The following is a 23,846-nucleotide window of genomic DNA, read 5'->3' on the forward strand; positions in this document are numbered from 1 at the left end:
ACGGGGCAGGATGGGCGGAGTGGGCTGGGTGGGCTGACGGGGCTGACGGGGCTGACGGGGCGGGAGGTGGCTGAGCGGACCGCTGACGGCCGGGTGAACCGGGTCGCGGGTCGCGGCAGCCGCACGGTCGGGCAGATCGTCCGGGCGAACGTCCTGACCCGGTTCAACGCGCTGATCGGCGCGTTGTGCGCGTTGGTGCTGGTCTTCGGGTCGCCGATCGACGCGCTGTTCGGCCTCATCATCGTGGTCAACAGCGCGGTCGGCGTGATCCAGGAGCTGCGGGCCAAGCGCACCCTCGACCAGCTGGCCCTCGTCGGGCGGGCGCCGGTGCGCGTACGCCGGGACGGCAAGGAGGCCGAGGTCCCGCCGGAGCAGGTCGTGCTGGACGACGTCGTGCTCCTCGCGACGGGGGAGAAGGCCCCGGTCGACGGCGAGGTGGTCGAGAGCGACCATCTGGAGATCGACGAATCGCTGCTCACCGGCGAGTCGGACCCCGTGGACAAGGCGACCGGCGATCGCGTCCTGTCCGGCAGCTTCGCGGTCGCCGGGTCCGGCGCGTTCCGGGCGACGAAGGTCGGCGACGACGCGTACGCGGCGAAGATCGCGGCCGACGCGGGCCGGTTCAGCCTGGCTCGGTCGGAGCTGTATCAGGGCATCAACCGGTTCCTGGGCCTGCTGACCTGGGTGATCATCCCGGTGGGCGCGCTGCTGGTGATCGCCCAGTTCACCCGGGGGTCGAGCGTCTCCGAGGCCGTCATCGGCTCGGTCGCCGGGGTCGTGCCGATGATTCCCGAAGGCCTCGTGCTGATGACCAGCGTCGCGTTCGCGGTCGGGGTGATCCGGCTGGGCCGCCGCCGCTGCCTGGTCCAGGAACTGCCCGCCGTCGAGGTGCTCGCGCGCGTCGACACCCTCTGCCTCGACAAGACCGGCACGCTCACCGAGCCCGGCATGCGGCTGAGCACCATCGAGCCGATCGACGGCCAGGACGAGGGCCGGCTGCGTACCGTCCTGTCCGCGCTGGTCCAGGCGGACGAACGGCCCAACGCCACGCTGCAGGCCGTCGGCGAGGCGGTGGGTCAAGCTCCGTCCTGGCGGGTACGCGAGAAGCAGGCCTTCTCGTCGGCGCGCAAATATTCGGGGGCGGACTTCGACGGTCAGGGCGCCTGGTTGCTCGGTGCGCCGGAGGTGCTGCTCCCGGCCGGTTCCTCGACTGCGGAGCGAGCCGGCGAGCTGGCCGCGCAGGGGTTGCGGGTGCTCGTGCTGACCACCGCGCCGTCGCTGTCCTCTTCGGACGGGCGTACGCCGGCGGCGCTGATCGTGCTGGAACAGAAACTGCGGGCGGCCGCCCCGGCGACGCTGAAGTACTTCGCCGAGCAGGACGTCACCGTGAAGGTCATCTCCGGGGACAATGCGGCGGCGGTCGGGGCCATCGCCGGGCAGGTGGGCGTACCGGGGTCGGGGGATCCCTGCGACGCCCGGACGCTGCCGGCCGGCGGGGACGACCTGGTGGCCGCCGTCGAGCAGCACGCGGTCTTCGGCCGGGTCACGCCGCAACAGAAGCGGGAGTTCGTCGAGGCGCTGCGAGGCCGGGGCCACGTCGTCGCGATGACCGGTGACGGGGTCAACGACGCGCTCGCGCTGAAGGAGGCAGACCTCGGCATCGGCATGGGCTCCGGCAGCGGCGCGACCCGGGCGGTGGCCAAGGTGGTGCTGCTCGACGACGACTTCTCGGTGCTGCCGTCGGTCCTCGGGGAGGGCCGCCGGGTGCTGGCCAACATCGAGCGCGTCGCCAACCTGTTCCTCACGAAGACGGCGTACTCGATCCTGCTGGCGCTGGCGGTCGGGGTGGCTCAGCTGCCCTTTCCGTTCCTGCCCCGGCACGTCACCCTCGTGGCGTCGCTGACCATCGGCATCCCCGGCTTCTTCCTGGCCCTGGCGCCGTCGAACGAACGCGCCCGGCCCGGCTTCGTGCCGCGCGTACTGCGGTTCGCCATCCCGGCCGGGATCGCCTGCGCGACGGCCACCTTCGTGGCGTACGCCCTCGCCCGGGCGGTCGGCGGGACCTCGCTGGAGGCCGACCGGTCGACGGCGACGCTGACGCTGTTCCTGGTCGCCTGGTGGGTGCTGCTGCTCGTCGCCCGCCCCTTGAACGGCTGGAAGGTCGGGCTGCTCGCCGCCTCGGCCGGGGCGTTCGCGCTGGTGGCCCTGGTGCCGCCGATCGCCGAGATCGCCGCCTTGACCGTCGGCGATCTGAGCAACGACGGGATCGGCGTGCTCTGCGCGGTGGCGGCCTCGGCCGCATTGACCTGGGTGGTTGCCAAGCTTCGGCGGTGAGCGTACTGTATCGATTCAGAGAGCACTGGATCGATACAGAAGGCATCGCAGAAGGGCAGCCGTGGTGAAGCCGACGTTGCAGACGATCGCCGACGAGCTGGGGGTCTCCCGCAGCACGGTGTCGAACGCGTACAGCCGCCCGGATCAGCTGTCCCCGCATCTGCGCGACAAGATCCTGGCGACCGCCCGTCGCCTCGGGTACGCCGGCCCGCACCCGGGCGCGCGCTCGTTGCGTACCGGGACGGTGGGCGCGATCGGCGTGCTGTTCACCGACGACCTGCGGTTCGCCTTCACCGACCCGTTCGCCGTGCAGTTCCTGGCCGGATTGGCCGCTGCGGCCCAACGCCATGACACCGGGCTGCTGCTGCTCCCGTTGTCGGCGAGCAATGAGGAGACTGCCGCGTCGATGGTGCAGAGCGCGGTCGTGGACGGCTTCTGCTCCTACTGCATCCCCGACTGGCATGCCGCCTGGGCGGCGGCGGAGGCGCGGGGGCTGCCCATCGTCACCGGTGAGCACCGGGACGAGGGCCGGCTGTTCGTCGGCATCGACGAGGCCGCCGCGACCCGGGCGGCCGGCGAGCACCTGGTCCGCCTCGGCCACCGCCGGATCGCCGTGGTCAGCGACTGGTTGATCCCCGAACGGGAGAATCATCCGGTTTCCTTGACCGATCCAGATGCGGTGCCCTACTACGTCAGCCGCGAACGCCTGCGCGGCTACGCCGAAGCGCTCGGCCAGGCCGGGGTCCCGTTCGACGAGATCATCACGATCAACGCGGCCGGAAACGCCCGTGCGGACGGGGCCGCTGCGGCTGCGTACACGTTGGATCGCGAAGAGCGGCCGACGGCGATCGTGGCGCTGACCGACCTGCTGGCGCTCGGCGTGCTCGACGCCCTGACCCAGCGCGGGCTCGTGCCGGGCCGGGACATCTCGGTGATCGGGTTCGACGACATCCCCGAGGCCGCCACCGCCGGGCTGACGACCGTACGCCAGCCCGCCGCCGACCGCGGCCGGATCGCGGGGGAGCTGTTGCTCGACCCCGAATCCGCGCCGCCCACCGGGCAGGTCGTGCTGCCCACCGAACTGATCGTCCGGGCCTCGACCGGCCCGGTCTCTTCCAGGAGGTCCTGATGCAGTTCCCCGCTGCGTTCATTCTCGCCCGTCAGCAGACCGAAGAACACCTCGCCTCGGCGCGGCCCGACGCGCCCGTCGTCCCCGACCGTCCACAACGGATCCGTACGCCCCGGCAGCCCCGGTTCGGCGGGCTCCGGCGGGCCGCCGCCAACGGATTGCGCGGCCTGGCCACCCGCGTCGAGCCGCGCCACGACTGCCAAGCAGCCCTGTAGGGCGCGGAATTCCGTCGCGGTCGGCCGGGCGGCCGCGTACGGTGCTGATCGTCCCTAGGTCATGCTGGTAGGAGGCGCAATGACGGTGGCCCGCAAGGGATCCCGGCGCATCGTCGTCGACGGCGTCCAGTTCCGCTGGACGGTCCGCCGTCGGCCCACCTACTGCCAGGGCAACGGCTGGACGCCGCTGATCTTCGTGGCGGAGCCGGCCGCCGGACCGGGTGGTCTCCTGGTCGTGTCCATGCCGTGGGCGCATCCCGGTAACTGGCTCGGCCATCCCACCGGCGCGGTACGCCCGGCGATGGTGGCCGCGAGCATCCGCGAAGCCCTGGCCCGCGGTTGGCAGCCGGCGAAGCTCGGTCCGCCGATGAAGCTGGCCTTCGCCGACCTCGCCGAGGACGCCGACGTGGAGCGGCAGCCGGTTTAGCGGACGCGGCCCCACGGGCCGGTGATGGCGAAGACGATCCCGGGCGACTGGATGTTGGCGAACAGGATCCGGCCGTCCGGGCTGAACGTCGGTCCGGTGAACTCGCTGTCGTTCAGCTCGTTGCGGGCGAGCGCGAAGGCGGCGCCGTGCTCGTCCACCCCGACCAGGTGCGACAGACCTTCGCCGTCCTCGGCGAGGATGACCCCGCCGTAGGGGGAGACCGTGATGTTGTCCGGCCCGTCGAAGTTCCCCTCGGCACTGGGATCGGGGTTCACGCCGAAGATCGTCTTGAGCGTGATCGTCTCGTCCTCGGGGTCGTAGAACCAGACCTGGCCGTCGTGCTCGTTGACGCTGCCGTCGGCGGCCCGGGCGTAGCTCGCGACGAAATACGCGCCGCCGTCGCCCCACCACGCGCCTTCCAGCTTGCGGCTGCGGGTCACCTCGTCGTCGGTGAACTGCTGGCGTACCGAGGTCGTGCGGGCGTCGCGGTCCGGCACGTCCACCCAGTCCACCTGGTATCGCGTACCGGGTCTGGTCGCGGCGGAGAGATCGGTGATGTGCGTCTTGCCGTGGCGGGCCCGCATCGCCTGGAGCCGGCCCGCGGTCGCACCGCCCTCGCTGAGGGCCAGCTCGCGCAGCGCGCCTTTGCGGCCCCGGAATCCGCGCGGCGGCCTCCAGCGGAAGTAGAGCCCGAGCGGGCCGGAGGCGTCCTCGGTCAGGTAGATCTCGTTGTTGCGCGGGTTCACCGCGACCGCCTCGTGCGAGTAGCGGCCGAGGAACTTCAGCGGCACCGGATCGTAGTTCGCCTCCCGGTCGAACGGGTCGACCTCGAAGACGTAGCCGTGATCCCGCAGGAAGATCCCGCCCTTGCGCTGCTCGGTCTCCTCGCAGGTCAGCCAGGTGTTCCAGGGCGTACGCCCGCCGGCGCAGTTGTTGTGCGTCCCGGCGAGGGAGACGTAATCGCCGATCCGGTTGCCGTCGTGGTCGACGTCGATGGTGGTCGTCCCGCCGCCCGCGCCGGGGTCATAGGCGAGCCCGGCCAGCGCCGGTACGCGGAACGGTTCGCTGCCGCCGATCTCGTGGTTGTTGACCAGCGCGCCCGCACCCCGATGACCCCGGAAGAACGCCGTCCCATCGGCGTCGCTCGGAGTGAGCTGGCCGGTCTCCAGCCGCGTCTGGCCGGCGTACGCGACGACGGTGTAAGCGAATCCGGCGGGCAGCGCCAGCAGGCCGGCCGGGTCGGGTACGAGAGGTCCGTAGCCCGCGGCGGGTGCGTGCGCCGCGGCCGGACCGGCGATGGCGGGGATGCTGCCGGCCAGGGCGATCCCGAGGCCGCCCGCGGCGGAGGCCCGCAGTACGCCGCGGCGGGATACGGAGGAAGTCACGTCCGTCACGTTCCAGCAGCGACTCGGCACCCGGGGTACCGACGGTTCACAGCCACATGAACAGCGCGTGAAGCTGACGGTGGAGAACAGCGGCACCGGTTCGGGGCGTGAACTCGCCACGCCCCGAACCGTCAAGGTCACCGTGACTTCGTGGTCGCCTGCGCCTTGCGGCGGATCGCCTGGAACGTGGAGGTCAGCCCCATCGCCTTACGCGCGTCGAAGACGGTCTGCCGCACCACTTCCCGCGTACGCTCGGTGCCCTCGACGATCAACTGGTCGACCAGGCCGGGTTCGGCGGCGTACTTGGCGCGGCGTTCGCGCATCGGGTCCAGGAACCGGTTGAGCGCGGCGGCCAGCTTCTCCTTCACCTCCACGTCGCCCACCCGGCCGGTGCGGTACCGCTCCTTCAGGTCTTCGACCTGCGCCTTGTCGTCGTTGAAGGCGTCGTGGTAGATGAACACCGGGTTGCCCTCGACCTTGCCCGGGACGTCGGCTCGCACCCGATCCGGGTCGGTGTACATGCCCATGACGCGACGGCGTACCGCTGCGGCGTCGTCGGACAGCAGGATCGTGTTGCCGATGCTCTTGCTCATCTTCGCCTGCCCGTCCGTGCCCACCAGGGTCGGGACGTCGGCGTGGATCAGCTCCGGCACCGGGAACGTGTCGCCGTAGAGGTGGTTGAACCGCCGGGCGATCTCCCGGGTGACCTCGACGTGCGCCGCGTTGTCCTTGCCCACCGGGACGGCGGTCGCCTTGACACATAGGATGTCGGCCGCCTGGAGGACCGGGTAGCCGAGCAGGCCGTAGGGCATCTCGTCCTTGCCAGAGTCGCGCGCCATGTCCTTCAGCGACGGCACCCGCTCCAACCGGGGCACCGTCACGAGGTTCTGGAACAGCGTGTTCAGGTCACCGACCTCGGGGATGGCCGACTGCAGGTAGAAGGTCGCGCTCTCCGGCTCGATCCCCGCCGCGAGCATGTCCAGCACCATGTCCCGCGCGTTGCCGGCCGACCGCTCGATGTCCGCGCGGCTGTTCTTGGTCGTCAGCATGTGCAGGTCCGCGATGATGAAGAAGCTGTTGTACGCGTGCTGCAGGCGGACTCGGTTGGCGATGGAGCCGACGTAGTGCCCGAGGTGGAGTTTGCCGGTCGGGCGGTCGCCGGTGAGCATGACGTTCGCGGGCATGACGATTTCGGGCATGACGTTCTCAGACATGGCAGAAGCCTTTCGGAGGCACGCGGGCGCAGTGGGGCCACGCGGGAAAAGGAAAAAGAGAAAAGGGTGGTACGGACGGATCAGCTGGAGAACGTCGACAGCCGCCATCGATACAGAATGAGGACGCGAGAGTCCATGTGATCAACCATAGCAGCTGGATCGGTCAAGCCGCGAGAGCCGCCTGCCCGAGCCAGAACGGCACGTCCCCCGCGTGGTACGGGTGCTCGGACGGCTCGATGTTGGCCAGGAACCGGGCGTACGTGGCGGCGTTGCGCAGCGCGGCCACCGGGCGCAGCAGGTCGATCGCCTTCACCGGGTCGCAGCCGGGCACGGCGTGCTGCCAGCGCGTCGCCCACGCCTCGATCAGCGCGGCCGCGTCGGGCTCGGTCACGCGCTCGGTCATCCGGAGGATGTCGAAGCCCGGATGGCCGACGAACGAGTCGCCCCAGTCCAGGATCGCCTGGTGGACCTCGTCGCCGCGGGCGTTGCCGGGGTGCAGATCCCCGTGGACGAGGGTGTCGGGCAGCCCGCACTCGTCGATCGCGGCCCACCGCTCGGGCAGACCCGCGACGAGCGCTTCGAGCGCCGGATCGCTTTCGGCGTACCAGTCGGTGACCCGGGTGACGACCTCGGTCAGGCGCGGGCCGCGGAGGTCGGGGACCCCGAGGCCGATGAGCCGGGTGACCTCCGCCGCCGCCTCGATCTGGATGTGGTGGTGGGTCGCGGCGATCGACGCGCGGACGCCGAGGCCGGCCGCGTAGAGATCCACCCCGGGCAGCTCGGCGAGCAGCATCCGGCTGCCGTCGGTGGCGAGCTGGATGGGCACGGACAGCCCGAAGCCCTCAGCCGCGAGCCAGCGCAGCACCACGGGCTCGTGCGCGAAGAACGCCGGGACCTGCTTGAGCCAGACCGTCCCGGCGGCCGCCTCCAGCCGCCAGATCGCGCTCAGATTCCAGGTACGCATCTGGGTCGCGGCGCCGATCGGCCCGAACTCCAGCTCGTGCAGCCGCTCGGCGGCCCAGTCGAGACTGCGGTCCGGCCCGCCGGGCTTGGCGTAGTCCGGCCGCAACGGGTGATCGCTCAGATCGACGTCGACAGCCCTGGTGGCGGGCAGGTCGGCCGGCTGGTCGGTCGTCTGGGCCAGATAGGTGACCTCGCCGCCCGGGAAGTGCTCCGGGGCGTGCAGCAGCCGGAGGACCGAGACGTCGAGGCCGAAGCGCTCCTGGACGGCCGCGATCACGCTCGCGGTCTCCTGCCACCACGGCACCTCGACCTCGACCGGCGGCAGAGCGCCCAGCAGGGCACCGTCGGCGTCCAGGAGGGCCAGCGTCACTGTACGGGGCACGTAGATGATCGTAGTCGCTGTCACCGTCGAGGATTTCTCGCGAAACGCGGTATTGGCGCGGTTGTTGCGCTTACTGTCGGATGTGCCAGCTCGTTCGGGGCCGACGTGTCCATGGCGAAGGGGACCGCTATGAGCGCTGGGCTGCCTTTCCGGCTCGTCGCGGCCGCCTTGTTCGGTCTGTTCCTCGCGTACGCGTTTCCCGCGGCCGCTTCTCCTGCCCGTTCAGCGGGGTCGTTGTCGGCTTCGTCGGCTGGGACCGCGGCGTCGGCGTCGTCTTTGTCGGCGCGCGCGGGCTCGGCGGGGTCCGTGGGCTCGACGGCTTTGGCGGGGTCGGCGGGGTCGGCGGCGGAGGCGCAGGTCGATCCGAATCCGGTGCGGCCGGGCGCGCAGGTCGACGTGGTCGCGACCTGCCCAGCCGCCGCCACCAGCGCGTCGATCTCGGCGACGACCCTCGACGGGGCGTCCAACATGCCGATGCTCGCCTCAGCGAAGAATCCGAGGGAGTGGTCGGTGACGCTGACCATTCCGGCCGAGACCCAGCCCGGCACGTACGCGCTCGGCGGCACGTGCGGCGACGGCACCGGCTTCACGGCCTCCGTGGTCGTCGCCACCGTCCTCGGCCCGATGGGCGGCGGCGGTTCGACGATGGGCGGCCCGTCCGACACCCTGCTGGTCGTCGGCATCCTCCTGCTCGCGGCGTCGGTGGCCGTGTGGCGGCTGGCCCGTCGATGAGACGGCTCCTCCCGCTGCTCGCCTGGCTGTTCGCGCTCACCGGCGTCGGCACGCTGGCCGCCGCCTTCGTCGTCATGCCCGCCCGGCCGCCGCTGCCGAGCCCGGCGCAGATTCCGGGCGGATACACCGTCGACGGGTCGGGCCGGTTGCTGAGCCGGTCCTCGCCGGTGGCGGTGCGCGTACCGGTGATCGGGGTGGACGCGCGGATCGTCGAGACGGGTGTCGCGGCCAACGGCTCGATCGAAGTGCCGCCGCTGCACACGCCCGACCTCGCGGGCTGGTACCGCTACGGGCCGAGCCCCGGGGAGGCAGGTAGCGCGGTGCTCGTCGGCCACGTCGACTCCCGCGCGTCCGGGCCGGCCGTCTTCTTCCGGCTCGGCGAACTGCGCAAAGGGGACGACGTCTTCGTGGATCGGGGAGACGGGACGACTGCCGTGTTCACGGTGGACGGCGTACGCCTCGTCGCCAAGGACGAGTTCCCGGCCCCGGAGGTGCATCGGGTGGCGTCGACGGCGTTGCTACGGCTGATCACGTGCGGCGGCCGGTTCGACGGCGCGACTCGGTCCTATTTGGACAACGTGATCGTGTACGCGACCCTTACCGGTACTGGTCCCACGGGCAGCCGGCTCACGGGGAGCGGTCTCACCGAGCGCGATCCCACCGGGAGCGGTCTCACGGGGAGTCGTTTCACCGGTAGTCGGCTCACAGGCAGTCGTTGAGGACGTCGACCAGGCGGTCGACCCGTTCGAACCCGGCCAGGTGCCTCGTCACGTAGCCGAAGGCGTACCCGCGCACGGGGTCGGCGAACCCGCAGTTCCCGCCGATGCCGCCCATGCCCCAGCTGCCGTCGTCCTCCACCTGTACGCCCAGCCCCCACAGCACGGGCCGGTCCAGCACCCGGTCGACACCGTCGTGTTGCACCCGGACGGCCTCGGCGACGACCTCCTTCGTGCTGCGCATCAGCTCGGCGTAGAACCGGGCCACGCCGAGCGCCGTCGCGTGGAGGTTGACCGCCGGAACCTCGGTGCTCCGCCAGAGTTCTCCGTTCAGCACGGCCAGATCGAGGCAGCCCGCCGGGTTGCCGAGCGCCTGCGCCTTCAGGGAACCGGGCTCGCCGAGGATCGTCACGGGCCAGTCCGGATCGCCGTACGCGAGATCGGCGCACCGGGCCTCGTCGGCGGGGGAAAGCCCGAACCCCAGATCCAGCTCCCAGGGTCCGGCGACCTCCTGCCGCAGGAACGCGCCGAGCGTACGCCCGTCGATGCGGCGTACCAGCTCGCCGAGGAGGTGGCCGTAGGTCAGCGCGTGCTCGGCGGCCACCTCACCCGGTGTCCACATCGGAGTAGCGGCGGCCAGGTCACCGCACAGCAGATCCCAGTCCCTCAGCGCCTCGGCCGTCCGTGACACCGGGAACACCGGCAACCCGGCGGTGTGCGCGAGGACGTGGCGAAGAGTCGCCTCGCCGCGGAACTCCGGCCAGTGCTCGCGTACCGGGTCGTCGAGGTCGGCCCGCCCTCGGTCGACGAGCAGGAGCAGGCAGTACGCGGCGAACGGCTTGCTCACGGAGTACGTGTTCACCAGAGTGTCCCGAGTGACCACGCCGCCGACGAGGTCGACGACCACGCGGCCGTCGTAGATCACGGCGAGGCCTGAGCCGGACTCGGCCCCACTGCTCAGCAGATCCCGGTACGCCGCCTCGACCGGCTCGAAGCCTCTCGCCACACCCATGCGCCCCATTCTGCCGGGGCACGCCACCGGCTTTCCGCGCGTCCGGCCTCGCCCGTCCCGAGTGCGCCCGCACCTGCGCCCGGTCGCGCCCGCCCGGTGGGACGGGGTGCGCGGACTGATTTCCGGACTCCCACCCACCTGATCTTGATCCGGATACGTACGTGGGAATCCGGAGATCACAGACGCCCGGTGGATGGCGGCGGTGTCGTGGGGCGGTCCGCCTAAGGCGGCGGTGCCGACGGCCGGTCCGGTACGGGCGGAGGCGGTACCGGTGGGCCGGAGGTGCTGTGGGCGTACGCCCGATGGGCGGGCAGCCAGCGGGCCGCGAGAACCGCGACGACCAGGATGGGCACGGTGAACGTCGCCGTCAGCTGGGCGGTGCCGAACCAGTGCGAGCCGATGCCGAAGGAGGCGTACACCGCGAGCGCCCCGATGTCGACGCCGAGCCCGGACACCGACAGAACGGTGGCTCGGGCGTCGCCGCTCATCCGTTCCTGCAGCCGTGCTTCGGTGAGCACCGAGGCGAGCTGGAGCAGGCCGTATCCGGCCGCGATCGGCACGAGTCCCCAGACGCTGCCGCTGACAGCGCCGATCCCGAGCGCCAGCCCCGCGCCCGCGACGGCGAGCCCGATCCGCCGGGGCCGGGCGGCAGAGTGGCGCTCGGCCAGCATGCTGCCGGCCGCCATGCCCGCCACCATCACGGCGACTGCCAGCGGTACGCCGACGACAGCCACCCCGAGGTCGTGCACGAGGAGGCTGACGTACTCGTCCAGCGAGGTCAACGTGGGGACTGCCGCCGCGACGACGACCGCTCGCCGGATGGCGCGGTCTCGGCGTACCTCGTGGAGACCGGCGCGCAGCGCGGCCCAGTACGCCTCGGACGACGCCGTCGATACGGGACGATCCGGCAGCCGCAGCGCGGCCCAGGCGCTGCCGAGGCAGGCGAGGACGCTGCCGGTGGTGATCAGGCCGAAGCCGCCGATGGCGAGCACCGGGGTCGCCAGCGCCGTCGCGGCGAGCATCGACAGCATCGCCACCGTCTCGGCCCGGGCGACGATCGCGGTGTACCGGTGCTCCGTCCCGGTGTCGGACAGCGCGTCGTACAGCAGCGCTTCCTTCGCACCGGAGTTCACCGCGCCACAGAACGCCCAGCAGGCGAATCCGACGGCGAACCCCGGGTAGGTGGGGAGGACTCCCCAGATCAGGAAGCCCGTTGCGCGTACCAGTGCGCCGAAGGCGAGCAGGCGGCGACGCGAGAAGGTGTCGGCCCACGCACCGGACGGGACCTCGAACGCGAACGAGACGACGCACCAGATCGCGAAGAGCGAGGAGATCTGCGCGGCCGTGAGCCCGGACTGGGCGAACAGCAGCGCGTAGAGCGGATAGAAGAGGATGCCCTCGTCGCAGGCGCGGAGGGCGTAGTAGACCCTAGGTCAACTGGGGTGGGCGGTGTCGATGGCCCTCATATCCTCATGATGCCCTCAGGCCGTGTGCGTGTCGAGCTGCCCGGCCCGCTGGAGCCGCCGCCCGCCGGTGATCAGCATGACCGCGCCGAACACCGCCGCGCCGGTCAGCACGATCGTCGTGCCGGACGGGACGTCGAGGTGGTAGCTCAGGTACATGCCGACGAAGCCGCAGGTCGCGCCGATGATCGTGGAGAGCACGAGCATGCGGGAGAACCGGTTGGTCAGCATCCGGGCGACGACCGCGGGCACGACGAGCGTCGCGGCGACGAGCGTCACACCGATGACGGTCAGCGTGGCCAGGATCGACAGCGACAGCACCAGCATCAGCAGCGCGTCCACCCGCGCCACGCGTACGCCGCTCACGTCGGCCACGTCCGGGTCGAACGTCGCGAACAGCAGCGACCGGTAGTTGAGGAAGACGACGAGCCCGGCGAACAGGAAGACCCCGGCGAGGATCCACATGTCGGTGTAGGTGATCCCCAGTACGCTGCCGAACAGCGCGGCGTCGAAGCTCGGCCCCTTGGCGCCGTAGAACTTCAGCAACGCCACACCGAGCGCGAACGAGGCTGTCGTGATGACGCCGATCGCCGCGTCCGCGCCGATGCGCCGCCGCTTGGTGACCGAGTTGATCGCCAGCGCCGATGCCAGGCCCCACAGGCCCGCGCCGAGGTAGTAGTTCACGGCGATGATCGAGCTGGCCGCGAAGCCGCCGAAGATGGCGTGCGACAGCCCGTGCCCGATGTAACTCATCCCGCGCAGCGTGATGAAGACGCCGATGAGCCCGCAGAGCCCGCCGGCCATGGTGGCGACGATCAGGCCCTTGACGAAGAACGGGTAGGTGAACGGATCGAGCAGCACGTCCATCAGGAGCTCCCGGAGGGGGTCAGGTTGCCTTCGAGGTCGAGGACGACGGGCATGCCGAGATGTTCCAGGACCTGCATCGGCGCGCCGAAGGTCTCCTCGAGCACCGGCGGCGTGATGACCTCGCGCGGCGTGCCCTCGGCGACGATGCGGCCGTGGACGGCCACGAGCCGGGGCAGGTGGGACGCCACGCCGTTGAGGTCGTGGGTGGTGATCAGGATGGCGACGCCCTCGGCGTGCAGATCCGTCAGCAGGTGCAGCATGTCGTGGCGGCTCGCCACGTCCACACCGGACGTCGGTTCGTCCATGAGCAGCAGGCGCGGGCGGCGTAGCAGCGCGCGGGCGATGAACATGCGCTGCTGCTGGCCGCCGGACAGCTCCCGGATGTGCCGGTTCGCCAGGTGCCCGATGCCGAGCCGGTCGAGGACCGCCGCGATGTCGGCCTTGTCCGTCCGGCTCGGCCACGGCAGACCGCGCTGCTTGCGAGCCATCAGTACGCACTCGGCCACGGTGACGGGGAAGTTCCAGTTCACCGTCTCGAGCTGCGGCACGTAGCCGACGGCCACCCCGGGCTTGCGGGTGATGGACCCGTGCTGCGGCTTGTTGGTGCCGAGCAGGAGCCGCAGGAGCGTGGTCTTGCCCGAGCCGGACGGCCCGACGACGCCGATGAAGTCCCGCTCGCACACGCTCAGGTCGACGCCGCGGAGCACGGCGTGGTGGTCGTAGCCGAAGTGCACTCCGGCGAGGCGGACCAGTTCCTCGCCGCGCTCGGCCGCGTCGACGCCGGTCATTGCGGGTAGTCCGCCTTGTCCGGCGTGGCGATCGCGATGTCGAGCGCCTGGAGCTTGGCCGGGTTGCCGCCCAGCCCCTTGATCATCGTGACGTAGTCGTAGCGCATCAGGCCCAGCCACGAGTGGTCGGTCTCGCCCGGCTTGCCCGGCAGGTCGTCGTCGCGCAGCGTGTCCTCGTAGCGGGCGCCGGTCGAGCGGCCGATCTCGGCCAGCACATCGGACGGGAACACCTCGGAGCCGAAGATGACGGGGACCTTCTCCGCCTTGATCTGGTCGATCAGCGCGGCCACCTCCTTCGGGGTGGGATCCTCGAAGTTCTGCGGCTGGATCGCGCCGATCACCTTCCAACCGTACGTCTTCGCGAAGTATGCGTACGCGTCGTGATAGGTCAGCAGTTCCCGGTGGCCGCCCGGAATCGTGTCCTGGTCGGCCCGGAGGGCGGCGTCCAGCTCCTTCGCCTTGGTCTCGAACGCGGTGTAGTTCGCCTTGTACGCCTCGGCGTTGGCGGAGTCGGCCTGCACCAGGGTGTCGCGGATGACGGCGGCGTACTTGATCGCGTACGTGGGGTCGGTCCACAGGTGCGGGTTCGGCTTGCCGTCCTCCTTCGGGAAGGAGAAGTCGTAGATGTAGTCGCTCTCGGGCAGCACCGTCGTGCCGATCTCGACGATCTTGGCGCCCTTCTTGAGGTTGGTCTCGGCCAGCTCCTTGGTCGGCTCCTCCAGCTTGAGGCCGTTGACGAAGACGATGTCGGCCTTGCTCAGCACCTTCGCCGCGCTCGGCGGCGGCTCGAAGGTGTGCGAGTTGGTGCCCTCGGGGACCAGCCCGTCGATCCGCGCCTTGTCGCCCGCCACGGCGGCGGCGATCGAGGTGATGGGGGCGACGGTGGTCACGATGCGCAAACCCGATCCGCTGCCGGTGTCGCCGGACTCGCCGCAGGCGGCTAGCGTGGTACCGGTTGCGAGTAGCACAAGTGTCGGAATGGTGAGGACACGGCGGAGCCGAGAGATGACCATGACGGCAGCCTAAAACCGGGTCGGACGCTATTGCAAGTTAGTTGCAATAACTCCAGCTGAACGTGGGGTTTAGGGTGTCTCAAGATCCCCTCTCCCCGAAAGGAGCGGCCCGTGTTCGTCGACTGGCCTCTCGATCGCCTCCGTGAATACCGCCCCGACCGCGTCGAACCCGCCGACTTCGACGCCTTCTGGGCGAAGACTTTGACGATGTCCCGTGAGGCCGCCGCCGACGCGGTCTTCACCCCCTACGACGCCGGACTGGCGACCGTCGACGTGTTCGACGTGACCTTCAGCGGGTACGCCGGCCAGCCGGTGAAGGCCTGGTTCCTGCTGCCCAAGCACATCGAGGGCCCGCTGCCCTGCGTCGTGAACTACCTCGGCTACAGCGGCGGGCGCGGGCTGCCGCACGACTGGCTGCACTGGAGCGCCGCCGGATACGCCCACCTGCTCATGGACACCCGCGGCCAGGGCTACAACCCGGCGTACCCGGGCGACACCGCCGACCCCGACGCCTCGGGCGCTCCGCAGGCTCCCGGGTTCATGACGCGGGGCATCGGCGACCCGGAGACGTACTACTACCGCCGGGTGTTCTCCGACGCCGTCCGCGCGGTCGACACCGTACGGGCGCATCCGCGGGTCGACGCCGACCGGGTCGTCGTCACCGGCGACAGCCAGGGCGGCGGCATCACGATCGCGGTCGCCGGGCTCGTCGACGGACTGGTGGCCGCGATGCCGAACGTCCCGTTCCTATGCCACTACCGCCACGCGACGGAGATCACCGACGGCGCGCCCTACTCGGAGATCGTCACGTACCTGAAGGCCCACCGGCACGACGTCGACCAGGTCTTCACCACGCTCAGCTACTTCGACGGGGTCAACTTCGCGACGCGGGCCACCGCGCCGGCGCTGTTCTCGGTCGCGCTGATGGACGCGATCTGCCCGCCGTCGACGGTCTACGCGGCGTACAACCACTACGCGGCGGAGAAGGAGATCGTCGTCTGGCCGTACAACGGTCACGAGGGCGGCCAGACCCAGCAGCGGGTCGAGATGCAGCGCTTCGCCGCGGGCATGACTGCCGCCGGGGAATCTCTCGGGTGAGCCGCCAGAAGTGCAGTCGGTAGGGATAACCCCACCATGAGGACGCCGGGCGGCGGGATGTCTCGCGTACTAGTACAGGCCTTAGCGTTGTGGCCATGAGGATCTTCCGCCGTCTCGGCTCCGACGCCGCGTACAACCTGCTGTCGCTGCCGGTGGCCGTCATCACCTTCGTCCTGGTGATCCCGTTCTTCTGGCTGGGGATCGGCACGCTGGTGATCGTCCTCGGGTTCGCGATTCTCGCGTTCGCGTTGCTGCTCGCGCGCGGCTTCGCCGATCTCCAACGGGTACGCCTACAGGTGTGGTCGGGGCACAAGACGCCGCGACCGGTGTACCGGAAGGCCCCCGAGAACGCCGGCTGGTTCCGCCGGATCACCAACCCGATGCGCTCGGGACAGTCGTGGCTGGACCTGCTGCACGGCTTCCTGAACCTGCCGGTCGCCATCTTCTCCTTCGTGCTGACGGTCGCCTGGTGGGCGGCGGCCCTGGGCGGCCTGACCTACTGGTACTGGGAGCGGTACCTGCCGTACACCGACGACTACACCAACCCGGTGGTCGAGGTCCTGTTCGGCGAGTACACCCGGCACAACGAGGTTCTCTACTACACCTACCTCGGCATCTTCTGCCTGCTCACGGTCTACTTCGTGCAGCGCTTCGCGGCCGTCGCGCACGCCTCGTTCGCCCAGCTGCTGCTGACCCGGCTGGCCGAGATCCAGGGCCGGATCGAGGACCTGACCGCCAGCCGGGCGGCCGCCGTGTCGGCCGAGGCGACCGCGCTGCGCAAGCTGGAGCGCGACATCCACGACGGGCCGCAGCAGCGGCTCATCCGGCTCGCGATGGAGCTGAGCCGGGCCCGACGGCAGCTCGACAGCGACCCCGAGGCCGCCGCGCTCACCATCGACGACGCGCTCGGCCAGGCCAAGGAGACGCTCGACGAGCTGCGGGCGCTGTCGCGGGGCATCGCCCCGCCCATCCTCGCCGACCGCGGCCTGCCGGCCGCGCTGACCACCCTGGCCAGCCGCTCGACAGTGCCGGTCGACGTGACGCTGGAGGTCACCGAACGGCTGCCCGCCCAGATCGAGAATGTGCTGTACTTCACCGCCGCCGAGGCGCTGGCGAACGTGGCCAAGCACAGCACGGCGACGGCGGCCCGGCTCACGCTGACCCGGCGGGACGGCCGCGTCTACGTGATGATCTCCGACAACGGCCAGGGCGGCGCCCATCCGGCGAAGGGCCACGGGCTGGCCGGGCTGGCCGATCGTCTCACCACAGTAGACGGCGAATTCGCGGTCGACTCGCCGGCCGGCGGGCCCACGGTGGTGATCGCCGAGGTGCCGGTCTGACCGATTCGCTACGCTCTACGGCGTGCGTGTCATCGTCGCCGAGGACGGGGTCCTCCTCCGAGAGGGCCTCGTCCGGCTTTTGGCCGAGGCCGGTCACGAGGTCGTCGCGGCAGTCGCCGACGGCCCGTCCTACGTCGAGGCGGCGTTGTCGCTGAAACCGGACATCAGCGTGGTCGACGTCCGGATGCCCCCGTCACACACCGACGAGGGCCTGCGCGCCGCCGTCGAGGTACGCCGCAAGGCGCCGAAGACGCCGATCCTCGTCCTGTCGCAATACGTGGAGCTCGCGTACGCCGACGATCTGCTGGCCGACGCGAGCGGAGCGGTCGGTTATCTGCTCAAGGACGCGGTCGTCGACGTGGACGGCTTCCTCGACGCGCTCGACCGGGTGGCGTCCGGCGGCACCGTCCTGGATCCGCAGGTCGTCGCCCAGCTCATGATGCGCCGCCGGGCCGATCCGCTCGGCGAGCTGACCCCGCGCGAACGCGAGGTGCTGGGCCTGATGGCGGAGGGCTCGTCGAACACGGCGATCGCCAAGCGCCTGGTGGTCACCGAAGGTGCGGTGGAGAAGCACGTCTCCAACATCTTCCTCAAGCTCCAACTCCCGCAGGACAGTGATCAGCATCGGCGAGTCCTTGCCGTGCTGGCGTACCTTAGGGCGTGACCTCCAGCGCCCTTCGATGGACCGCTGTTCCGTTGGTGCTGTTTCGTCGTCCCGGCGAGCCCAGGCGCGGCCGGGTTCGCGATCTTCGGCGCCGATCTGCTCGGCGAGTTGGTGCCGATCACCCCGTCCGGTGACGAGGCGGAAATCGTCCGCGACGCCTTCGACTGGACGTTCGCGGCGGTGATGGGCGTGTCGGTGCTGCTGGTCACCGTCTCTTTGTTCTTCCTCTGCCGGCCGCGACTGGTGCTGGATCCGACCGGGATCACGATTCAGCACCTCGTCCGGCAGCACACCGTGCGCTGGGACGAGATCGCGTACCTGCGCCGGATCGACCGGCCGGCGACGGTGCGCCTGGTGCTCACCGGGTCGGCGGTGTTCGGGCTGGCGCAGGAGACCGTCGACATCCCGCTCGGCTGGCTGTTCGTCAATCCCGACTTCCTGCGCGCAGCGATCGGCCATTACGCGGCCCAGCCCGGGGACGCGGCCGCCATCGGCACCGCCGACGAGGCCGCGTGGCTCGTCGGCATGATCGACGGTGACCTCGGCATCGGCTCGGCATCAGCCCGGCATCCACTGAACGACTGAAGGCGTCGAACCGACAGTTCACTTCCGCAACCTGGCGGGATCGGCCAGCGTCGAACATCGGAGGGTGACCGACACGGGGAGTCTCGTTCATGCTGCGCATCTATTTCACCAGCGCCGACGTGGCACGCGTACGCCTCGCGCCGACGGCTGATCCGCTGTGGGAGTTGATCCTGAGCATCCACATGCTCCGAGGTCAGCCAGGCGATCTGCTGTTCACGGGATGGCGGCGGGCGACCGCCAGTGCCCTGCGGAACGCGGGCCTCAGCCCGGCGATGAGTCTGCTCTCGGCGCTGACGCCGACCATGGGGTTCTTCCCCGACTTCCTGAACCCGATCGTGCCCGGTCACAAGCTGGAGGACGGACTCGAACGGATGCGGTCGACGCCGGTCGGCATCCTGCGGCGGGATCTGCGCCGGATGTCGGTTCCCCAGCACGCGGAGCCCGGCGTACGCGACCTCGCCGCAGGCTCATCGGCCGCCCTGTGCTCGCTGACCGACACGATCCGGACCTTCCATCAACTGGCCATTGCACCGCATCGGCGCGTCGTCGAGGCGGCCGTCGAGCACGACCGGTCGATCCGCATCCGGACGATGGCCGGCGGCGGGGTGGCGGCGATGCTCGACGGGCTGCGCCCGATGATCGAGTACTCCGACGGGGAGCTGCGCGTACCCAGCCATCCCGATCAGGAGATCTCACTGCAGGGCCGCGGCCTGCTGCTGGTCCCGGCGTACTTCGGTATCCGCCATCCGATGACGATGTTCGAGGAGAGCGCCGACCCGGTACTCGTGTATCCGGTCGAACGGCGCTTCGACCTGTTGCCGGACACCGCTGCCGATCGCCGGTCCGGTCTGGCCGCGCTGATCGGCCAGACCCGTTCGGTGCTGCTGAGCGCGACGGCCGACGACGGACGCAGCACGACCGATCTCGCTCGCCGGGCCGGCATCTCGGTGGCGTCGGCGAGCGAGCAGGCGGCCGTGCTGCGCGAGGCGGGACTGCTGACGAGCCGCCGCGACGGCAATCGCATGGTGCACCAGGTCACGACGCTCGGCCGCGCCCTGCTGCGCGGCCAGCGGGGTTGACGCCGGTCAGAGGCGGCGTACCTCGTCCAGGACGACGCGGCCGCCCAGCTCGACCGTCTCGGGATCGAGGTAGCGGGTCAGGATCTGGGAACCGATGCCCTGGCGGATGGTCAGATCCCGCTTCAGCTCGCCGGTCAGCGTGATGGCGGCCGCGCCGGTCGCCTCGTCCTCCACGATGCCGTCGTTGCGCCGAGGGAAGCCGCGCGCCCGGACCTCGCCGACGGCCTCGTCCGCCCAGGCCCAGGCGTACAGCCAGCCCTCGCCCAGCGGTGGGGTGGGCAGCGCGTCGACCTCCTCGGCCGACCCGAACTGCTGCGTACGCCGCCCCGTGGCCCAGCTCGGCGGGCTGGAGATCCAGCTCAGCTCGCCCTCCTGCCGTGTCGGCACCTCGCCGGCGGCCGGGCGCAACAACTCCAGCGCATGCACTTCGCGGCGCAGCAACCAGGCCGTGCCGACCAGCGGATGCCCCGCGAACGGCAGCCGGGTGCTCGGCGTGTAGATGTCGAGGACGGCGTCGGAGAGGTCGTCGACGAAGACGGTCTCGCTGAAGCCCAGCTCCCGCGCCACCTCCTGGCGATCGGGCTCCCCGGGGATCTGCTCGCCGTCGAGGATGACGCCGAGCCGGTTGCCGCCGGTGTCGCCGGGCGCGCAGAAGACGCGCAGCACATGCAGGTCAGTCACCAGCCGAGCCTAGTCCTCGTATCCTGTGGGCCATGTCCGAACCAGATCCGGTCGCAGCCCTCGGACGCACCCGCCGGCAGAAGTACCGTGATTACCTGCCGGTCGTCTTGGGTCTGGTCTGGCTGGTGGCTTTCGCGGGGTTCGGCATCGTCGGCGACGTGCGGGGCTGGGTCTCCAATCCGGAGCCGTTCGCGATCATCGCGTTCGCGGGGATGGCCGTCGCCTTGATCGCCACGCTCCGCCGCCAGCACCGTCGGCTGCGACTGACCGGAACCCAGCTGCGGGAAGTGGCGAAGCTGCCGATCGGCCCGGAGCGCGGCGACATCCCTGTGGAGTTGCACCTTGGCTTCGTTCATTGGCGTCTCGTGACGACCGTTGTATTCGCCCTCAATCTTCTCGTGATCGGTGTCCTCCCGATGATCAGTTCGGTCGGCGCGTGGCTGTTCCCAGTTCTGTTCGCGGTCTTCGGGTTGATCATGTTCCTTCGGAACGGGCCGGGCGCTTACGACGCCGTTTCGGCTACCGTCGACCAAACCGGTGTGACGCTGCGGCATCGGGGGTTCCATGCACCGTGGTCGATTGTCCGGTCGGTCAAGGCGACCCCGTACGGTGTGGATATCGAGATCAGGGGAGTTGTGACCGAGATCGAGGGTTTGCCTCGCCGGTGGAGGCGGCGCGCTGTGGAACGGGCGCACCGGGGTGTGCGGAAGCGGCTCTGGAACCAGCGCCCCGAGGTCGCGGTGCGAATGGCTCGCCACTACGGAGGCCTGTGAGATCCTCCATGATCATGGTCAATTCCGCGCCGCTGTGACAGCGTGAAACTGACCATGATGTTGCGGTAGTCGAGGGAGCGTCATGAAGATCGCGGTTCTGCATGCGCGGCAGCCGTTGACGACCGACCTACGCGAGGTCTTTCCCGAGGCGGAGTGCGTCGTCGTGTCGGCGGGTGAGCCGGCAGTCCGGGAGGACGCGGGCGGCGAGCCACCCCAGGTGATCCGGGCCGATCGCGGGGACTGGGCGGCCGCGCTCGCCGAGGTCCGGCCGGACGAGGTGGTCACGAACGACGAATACGCGCTCGCCGACTGCGCCGGGCTCCGGGATGGCCTCGGGCTGGCGGCGCGGCTTCCGGCGTACCCGTTGAATTATCTGGACAAGGTCACGATGAAGCGCGAGCTGGCCGCGGCCGGGATCACCGTGCCCCGGTTCGTGGCTTTCGAGCCCGTGGTGGCGCGGGTCGACGCGGAGGTCCTGTCCCGCGTGGGGCTGCCCGTGGTGGTCAAGCCGCGGCAGGAGGCCAACTCCCGCGGCGTCCGCGTCCTGCACACCGTGGCTGAGCTGCGCGATTGGCTCGCGGCTCACGAGGGCGAGGCGGGCTGGGAGGCCGAGGAGTTCGTCCTGGGCGTGGGCCATCACGTCAATTCAGTTGTACGCACAAGGCACGTAGAACCGGTGCAGGTCGGCCGTTACCTGGGTCCGCTGCTCGACCTCCCGATAGGCAGTATGAGCGTGCGGTACGACAGTCTCCACGAGCTGAACGAACACGTGGTCGCAGCGCTGGGGTACGCGGAGATGGTCGTCCACACCGAACTGATCGTGCGGGACGGCGTACCGGTCGTCGTGGAGGTCGCCGGCCGGGCGCCGGGTGGTGACGTGGCCCGGATGGCGATGCGGCACGCCGGAATCAATCTGGAGGCGGCGCACCTGCGCTTGCAGGCCGGGCTGCCGATCGACAGTCCACACCGGACGGATCTCGACGCCGCGTGGGTGTGGCGGCGGCCGGGTGAGCTGCCGCCGGTTACCTCGCCGCACGAGGTCTACCGGCGCAGCACGATCGACTCCGTCGTGCTCTGGAACGCCGACCCCGCCGAGTTGGAACGAGACGCCGTCCTGCTCAGCCGCCCGTCCGGCGGTGTCTCGTGATCACGCCCGACCAGACGATCGCGTACGCGAAGGCGACGAACGATCCGATCCCCGAGCATCTATCGGGTGAGCTGGCCCCGCCCGTGTTCGCGATCGTGCCGGTGTGGGAGGTCGTCGTCGAGGCGGTCATGGGTGCGGCCCCGATCGAGGCGCTGGCCCTGATTCTGCACGGGGAACAGGACATCCGCATCCATCGGCCGATCACGCCGGGGATGGACCTCCGGTCGTCGGCAGCCGTCGTCGGCGTGCTGCCGAAGGCGTCCGGGACCAGCGTCGTCGTGCGTACGGCGACTCAGGCGGGCGACGACCTCGTCAACGAGCAGGTCATCACGGCCTTCATCCGAGGCTGGACCGGTGTGGCATCGGGTGATCCCGCCCCCGCACACGATTTCGACGAAGCGCTCCGGGGCCGTCCGGCGACCACGGTCACTGCCCGGATCGATCCCGACCAGACCTACCGGTACGCCGAGGCCGCCGGTGATCCGATGCCGATCCACCTCGACGACGGGATCGCCCGGCGAGCCGGGCTGCCGGGCATCATCGCGCACGGACTGTGCACGATGGCGTTCACCTCGTGGGCCGCGATCACGGCGGTCGGCGGCGGCGATCCGCGTACGCTGCGCCGCCTGGCTGTGCGGTTCAGCCGGCCGGTGTTGCCGGGCCAGGAGATCACGCACTCGTTCTGGCCGGTCGCGCCCGGCGTCGTCCAGTTCGAGACGGTGTCCGACTCCGGGGCGGTCGTCATCCGCAACGGCCTCGCCGAGTTCGGAGAGCCGATCTCCTAGGCATCCTTCGCCCTGGTGATGTCGTCCGGAGCGGCTTACGACACAGTGCGGGCGAAAGATTCCGCCAGCCGCGGCACTCAGTGGGGGCGGCGGAAGCGGGTCGAGACGAAGGCGGCGGTCAGCAGGATGAGCGCGGGGGCGAGCGTGGCGAGCCATGCGCCCCGTAACGGCGAGGCGGTCTCGGCGAGCTGGGCTGCGGCTGACGACGGTGGGACAGACGAGGGTGCGGTCGCAGCGGCGACGGCGAGCCGCGTGGCGGCGGGCGACGGCGATGGGGAGGACGCCGGGAACGGCGCCGGGCCGGACAGCGTACGGCTGCACTGGTGCGACTCGTAGACGCAGACCGCCAGGGTCACGCCGTCGTCGCCGGTGTTCGGGTCGGCCGCGTCGGCGACCGTGAAGCCCAGATGCGGCGAGGCAGGGCTGTCGCTGCGCAGCCGCATGCGTACGCCGACGTGGATCGACGAGCCGACGGCCAGGGAACGGTGGCAGGTGCCCTCGACGACGTGCGGGCAGCCGGTCCAACTCAGGAAGGTGAACCCGTCCGCCCGCGGCCGGCCGACCACGATGTCCGCGCTGTGCGGTCCCCGGTTGCGGACGGTCAGCTGCGCTGTCAGGACGTCGCCGACGTGCAGGTAGTGGTAGGTCCGGTCGGGCACGGCGTACGCGTCGGCCTGTCCGGGCGCGGCGGACGCCGGTGCGGTCGCCAGGAGCAGCGCCGCCACCGCCGTGAACCACGTTGCCAGCTTGAGCACGAGATCTCGCATTCGGACGAAGAGCACGAAAAGCTAGCATAAGTCCGATATTGGATCTCTGTCCGGCGGGGGTCAGCCCAGCCAGTCGCGCAGCACCTCCGCGGTGTGCTCGCCGGGCCTCGCAGGCGGCCGGGTCAGCTCGGCCGGGGTCCGCGAGAAGCGGGGCGCGGGCGCGGGCTGCGTCGTCCCGGCGAAGTCCACATAGGTCTGCCGGGCCGCCAGATGCGCGTCCTCAGCGGCCTCGCGCAGGGACAACACCGGCGCCACGCACGAGTCGCCGTCCGCGAAGATCTCGGTCC

Annotated in this window: 25 protein-coding genes; 14 read left to right on the plus strand and 11 right to left on the minus strand. The window is 70.5% G+C overall.

Annotated elements, in window-relative coordinates; genetic code table 11:
• Nucleotides 1–66: 66 nt before the first annotated feature.
• The 4 genes from AB0M47_RS06430 to AB0M47_RS06445 all read left to right on the plus strand — a co-directional run bounded on the left by AB0M47_RS06430 (nt 67) and on the right by AB0M47_RS06445 (nt 4,105).
• Nucleotides 67–2,334: an HAD-IC family P-type ATPase gene (locus tag AB0M47_RS06430; protein WP_363409345.1), complete on the plus strand. Its 2,268-nt coding sequence runs from the start codon at nt 67–69 to the stop codon at nt 2,332–2,334.
• 61 nt (nt 2,335–2,395) lie between these two features.
• A complete protein-coding gene (locus AB0M47_RS06435) occupies nt 2,396–3,463 on the plus strand; it encodes a LacI family DNA-binding transcriptional regulator (RefSeq protein ID WP_363409348.1) in 1,068 nt (355 codons plus the stop codon).
• Nucleotides 3,463–3,678: a hypothetical protein gene (locus AB0M47_RS06440; RefSeq protein ID WP_363409351.1), complete on the plus strand. Its 216-nt coding sequence runs from the start codon at nt 3,463–3,465 to the stop codon at nt 3,676–3,678. The genes AB0M47_RS06435 and AB0M47_RS06440 overlap by 1 nt, the downstream gene beginning before the upstream one ends.
• A gap of 79 nt (nt 3,679–3,757) precedes the next feature.
• Nucleotides 3,758–4,105, plus strand: coding sequence for a hypothetical protein (locus tag AB0M47_RS06445; RefSeq protein ID WP_363409354.1), 348 nt, complete (start codon nt 3,758–3,760; stop codon nt 4,103–4,105).
• Here the strand turns inward: AB0M47_RS06445 and AB0M47_RS06450 are convergent.
• The 3 genes from AB0M47_RS06450 to AB0M47_RS06460 all read right to left on the minus strand — a co-directional run bounded on the left by AB0M47_RS06450 (nt 4,102) and on the right by AB0M47_RS06460 (nt 8,049).
• A complete protein-coding gene (locus AB0M47_RS06450; protein WP_363409357.1) occupies nt 4,102–5,490 on the minus strand; it encodes an alkaline phosphatase PhoX in 1,389 nt (462 codons plus the stop codon). The two genes, AB0M47_RS06445 and AB0M47_RS06450, sit on opposite strands and share 4 nt — an antisense overlap.
• Before the next feature lie 137 nt (nt 5,491–5,627).
• On the minus strand, nt 5,628–6,674 hold the full coding sequence (gene trpS / locus AB0M47_RS06455; RefSeq protein WP_363409427.1) for a tryptophan--tRNA ligase: 1,047 nt from the start codon (nt 6,672–6,674) through the stop codon (nt 5,628–5,630).
• 193 nt (nt 6,675–6,867) lie between these two features.
• On the minus strand, nt 6,868–8,049 hold the full coding sequence (locus AB0M47_RS06460) for a phosphotransferase (RefSeq protein ID WP_363409360.1): 1,182 nt from the start codon (nt 8,047–8,049) through the stop codon (nt 6,868–6,870).
• A gap of 129 nt (nt 8,050–8,178) precedes the next feature.
• Between AB0M47_RS06460 and AB0M47_RS06465 the strand changes: the two genes are divergently transcribed.
• Both AB0M47_RS06465 and AB0M47_RS06470 read left to right on the plus strand, forming a co-directional pair.
• Nucleotides 8,179–8,781, plus strand: coding sequence for a hypothetical protein (locus AB0M47_RS06465; protein WP_363409363.1), 603 nt, complete (start codon nt 8,179–8,181; stop codon nt 8,779–8,781).
• Nucleotides 8,778–9,500, plus strand: coding sequence for a class F sortase (locus tag AB0M47_RS06470; protein WP_363409366.1), 723 nt, complete (start codon nt 8,778–8,780; stop codon nt 9,498–9,500). Before AB0M47_RS06465 ends, AB0M47_RS06470 begins: the two co-directional genes overlap by 4 nt.
• On the opposite strand, the gene AB0M47_RS06475 is transcribed toward AB0M47_RS06470, so the two are convergent.
• The 5 genes from AB0M47_RS06475 to AB0M47_RS06495 all read right to left on the minus strand — a co-directional run bounded on the left by AB0M47_RS06475 (nt 9,484) and on the right by AB0M47_RS06495 (nt 14,640).
• Nucleotides 9,484–10,509, minus strand: a complete 1,026-nt coding sequence (locus AB0M47_RS06475) for a serine hydrolase domain-containing protein (RefSeq protein ID WP_363409369.1) — start codon at nt 10,507–10,509, stop codon at nt 9,484–9,486. The genes AB0M47_RS06470 and AB0M47_RS06475 overlap by 17 nt on opposite strands.
• 221 nt (nt 10,510–10,730) lie before the next feature.
• The gene (locus tag AB0M47_RS06480) at nt 10,731–11,903 is read right to left on the minus strand and encodes an MFS transporter (protein ID WP_363409430.1); all 1,173 of its coding nucleotides are present in this window, start codon (nt 11,901–11,903) and stop codon (nt 10,731–10,733) included.
• 87 nt (nt 11,904–11,990) lie between these two features.
• The gene (locus tag AB0M47_RS06485) at nt 11,991–12,839 is read right to left on the minus strand and encodes a metal ABC transporter permease (RefSeq protein ID WP_363409372.1); all 849 of its coding nucleotides are present in this window, start codon (nt 12,837–12,839) and stop codon (nt 11,991–11,993) included.
• The gene (locus AB0M47_RS06490; protein ID WP_363409375.1) at nt 12,839–13,627 is read right to left on the minus strand and encodes a metal ABC transporter ATP-binding protein; all 789 of its coding nucleotides are present in this window, start codon (nt 13,625–13,627) and stop codon (nt 12,839–12,841) included. Before AB0M47_RS06490 ends, AB0M47_RS06485 begins: the two co-directional genes overlap by 1 nt.
• A complete protein-coding gene (locus AB0M47_RS06495) occupies nt 13,624–14,640 on the minus strand; it encodes a metal ABC transporter substrate-binding protein (RefSeq protein ID WP_363409378.1) in 1,017 nt (338 codons plus the stop codon). Before AB0M47_RS06495 ends, AB0M47_RS06490 begins: the two co-directional genes overlap by 4 nt.
• A gap of 111 nt (nt 14,641–14,751) precedes the next feature.
• Here AB0M47_RS06495 and AB0M47_RS06500 point away from each other — a divergent pair, with 111 nt between their 5' ends.
• From AB0M47_RS06500 to AB0M47_RS06520, 5 genes are all read left to right on the plus strand, one after another.
• Nucleotides 14,752–15,738, plus strand: a complete 987-nt coding sequence (locus AB0M47_RS06500) for an acetylxylan esterase (protein WP_363409381.1) — start codon at nt 14,752–14,754, stop codon at nt 15,736–15,738.
• 95 nt (nt 15,739–15,833) lie between these two features.
• Nucleotides 15,834–17,078 (plus strand): sensor domain-containing protein, encoded by a 1,245-nt coding sequence (locus AB0M47_RS06505; RefSeq protein WP_363409384.1) that lies wholly within the window; start codon nt 15,834–15,836, stop codon nt 17,076–17,078.
• A gap of 22 nt (nt 17,079–17,100) precedes the next feature.
• On the plus strand, nt 17,101–17,742 hold the full coding sequence (locus tag AB0M47_RS06510; protein ID WP_363409387.1) for a response regulator transcription factor: 642 nt from the start codon (nt 17,101–17,103) through the stop codon (nt 17,740–17,742).
• A gap of 111 nt (nt 17,743–17,853) precedes the next feature.
• Nucleotides 17,854–18,327 carry a PH domain-containing protein gene (locus AB0M47_RS06515; RefSeq protein ID WP_363409433.1) on the plus strand — a complete coding sequence of 158 codons (474 nt, stop codon included), beginning with the start codon at nt 17,854–17,856 and terminating at the stop codon, nt 18,325–18,327.
• An 89-nt stretch (nt 18,328–18,416) separates the two neighbouring features.
• Nucleotides 18,417–19,406, plus strand: coding sequence for a winged helix-turn-helix domain-containing protein (locus AB0M47_RS06520; protein ID WP_363409390.1), 990 nt, complete (start codon nt 18,417–18,419; stop codon nt 19,404–19,406).
• A gap of 6 nt (nt 19,407–19,412) precedes the next feature.
• Here the strand turns inward: AB0M47_RS06520 and AB0M47_RS06525 are convergent, their stop codons facing one another.
• Complete coding sequence (locus AB0M47_RS06525; protein WP_363409393.1) at nt 19,413–20,087, minus strand: PhzF family phenazine biosynthesis protein; 675 nt, start codon at nt 20,085–20,087, stop codon at nt 19,413–19,415.
• Nucleotides 20,088–20,194: 107 nt separating this feature from the next.
• Here AB0M47_RS06525 and AB0M47_RS06530 point away from each other — a divergent pair, with 107 nt between their 5' ends.
• From AB0M47_RS06530 to AB0M47_RS06540, 3 genes are all read left to right on the plus strand, one after another.
• Nucleotides 20,195–20,860 (plus strand): hypothetical protein, encoded by a 666-nt coding sequence (locus AB0M47_RS06530; protein ID WP_363409396.1) that lies wholly within the window; start codon nt 20,195–20,197, stop codon nt 20,858–20,860.
• A gap of 82 nt (nt 20,861–20,942) precedes the next feature.
• Nucleotides 20,943–22,007 (plus strand): hypothetical protein, encoded by a 1,065-nt coding sequence (locus tag AB0M47_RS06535; RefSeq protein WP_363409399.1) that lies wholly within the window; start codon nt 20,943–20,945, stop codon nt 22,005–22,007.
• On the plus strand, nt 22,004–22,792 hold the full coding sequence (locus AB0M47_RS06540; protein ID WP_363409402.1) for a MaoC/PaaZ C-terminal domain-containing protein: 789 nt from the start codon (nt 22,004–22,006) through the stop codon (nt 22,790–22,792). Before AB0M47_RS06535 ends, AB0M47_RS06540 begins: the two co-directional genes overlap by 4 nt.
• A gap of 77 nt (nt 22,793–22,869) precedes the next feature.
• On the opposite strand, the gene AB0M47_RS06545 is transcribed toward AB0M47_RS06540, so the two are convergent.
• Nucleotides 22,870–23,574: a hypothetical protein gene (locus AB0M47_RS06545; protein ID WP_363409405.1), complete on the minus strand. Its 705-nt coding sequence runs from the start codon at nt 23,572–23,574 to the stop codon at nt 22,870–22,872.
• A 45-nt stretch (nt 23,575–23,619) separates the two neighbouring features.
• A partial coding sequence (locus AB0M47_RS06550) for a CoA transferase (protein ID WP_363409408.1) occupies nt 23,620–23,846 on the minus strand: 227 nt, incomplete at its 5' end.

Origin of the sequence: Hamadaea sp. NPDC051192 (assembly GCF_040682475.1) — a bacterium.
In the GTDB taxonomy this organism is placed as follows: domain Bacteria; phylum Actinomycetota; class Actinomycetes; order Mycobacteriales; family Micromonosporaceae; genus Hamadaea; species Hamadaea flava.